1 protein-coding gene and 1 pseudogene are annotated in these 1,497 nt (G+C 62.4%); both read left to right on the forward strand.

Annotated elements, in window-relative coordinates; genetic code table 11:
* Positions 1–577: pseudogene (locus NZN28_RS14410) on the forward strand (pyruvate:ferredoxin (flavodoxin) oxidoreductase); the annotation flags it as partial.
* On the forward strand, positions 574–1,497 hold a 924-nt coding region (locus NZN28_RS14415), incomplete at its 3' end, for a dihydroorotate dehydrogenase-like protein (protein ID WP_295399331.1). The pseudogene NZN28_RS14410 and the gene NZN28_RS14415, both read left to right, overlap by 4 nt.

A 1,497-nucleotide genomic window follows, 5' to 3' on the forward strand; every position in this document is an offset into this window, starting at 1 on the left:
GGTGTACTCCAACGCCGGCGGGCAGTCCTCCAAGGCCACTGCCCTGGGGGCCGTGGCAAAGTTTGCCTCCGGCGGCAAGACCACCCCCAAGAAGGATCTGGGGCGCATCGCCATGAGTTATGGCTATGTCTATGTGGCTCAGGTGGCCATGGGGGCCAACGACGCCCAGACCGTAAAGGCTTTCCTCGAGGCGGAGAGTTACGATGGCCCCGCGCTGATTATTGCCTACAGCCACTGCATCGCCCACGGTATTGATATGGCCAAAGGCATGGAGCAGCAGAAGCTCGCTGCCGAATCGGCGTACTGGCCGCTCTACCGCTACGACCCCCGCCTGAAGGCCCAGGGCAAAAACCCCTTCCAGCTCGACTCGAGGCCACCCAAAATCAGCTTCAAGGACTACGCCCTGCACGAAAACCGTTACCGCATGCTGCGGCAAATCAACCCGGAGGCCGAGCAGATGTTCCAGGCCGCCCAGGAGGCGGTGCTGGCCCGCTGGAAAATATACGAAGAGATGGCCCAGTCCCACACACCAGAGGCTGCTGCCCAGACCCCTGCTCAAGCAACGGAGGAAGTATGACCCGGCCCGACCTCGGCACCACCTACCTGGGGCTGAAGCTAGCCCACCCCCTCGTCGCTTCGGCATCGCCCCTCTCGTACACGCTGGACGGCATCCGCAGGCTAGAAGATGCGGGCATTGCCGCCGTAGTGATGTACTCGCTGTTTGAGGAGCAGATTGAACAGGAGAGCCACGCCCTGCACCATTACCTCGAGTACGGCGCCCACAGCTACGCCGAGGCCCTGGACTACTTCCCCAAAGCCCACGAGTTCAACGTGGGGCCCCACGAGTACCTGGAACTTCTGCGCAAGGCCAAGGAGGCCACGCAAATTCCCATCATCGGAAGCCTCAATGGGGTTTCCCCCGGCGGCTGGATAGAGTATGCCCGGCTGATGGAGGAGGCCGGGGCCGATGCCCTCGAGCTCAACCTGTATTACCTGCCCACCGACCCCACCCTGACCGGCCTCGAGGTCGAGGAGATGTACCTGGATGTCGTAAGGGACGTGAGTCAGAGCGTTTCCATTCCCATAGCGGTGAAGGTGGGGCCCTACTTCAGCAACCTGACCCACATGGCGGCCCGCTTTGTCCAGGCCGGCGCCTTGGGCCTGGTGCTCTTCAACCGCTTTTACCAGCCCGACTTCGATTTAGAGCACCTGGAGGTCAGCCCCAACCTGGTGCTGAGCCGCCCTGAAGAGTTGCGCCTGCCGCTCACCTGGGTGGCCATTCTGTACGGGCGCATTCAGGCCGACTTTGCCATTACCAGCGGGGTCCACACCCACCTCGAGGTGCTCAAGAGCATGATGGCCGGGGCCAGGGTCACCCAGATGGCCTCCGAGCTGCTCAAAAACGGCCTGGGGCGCATCCGGGAAATCCTGCAAGACCTCGAGCACTGGATGGAAGAACGAGCGTATGAGTCCATCCGCCAGATGCAGGGCAGCATG

The organism is Meiothermus sp. (assembly GCF_025056915.1).
Classification (GTDB): Bacteria; Deinococcota; Deinococci; order Deinococcales; family Thermaceae; genus Meiothermus.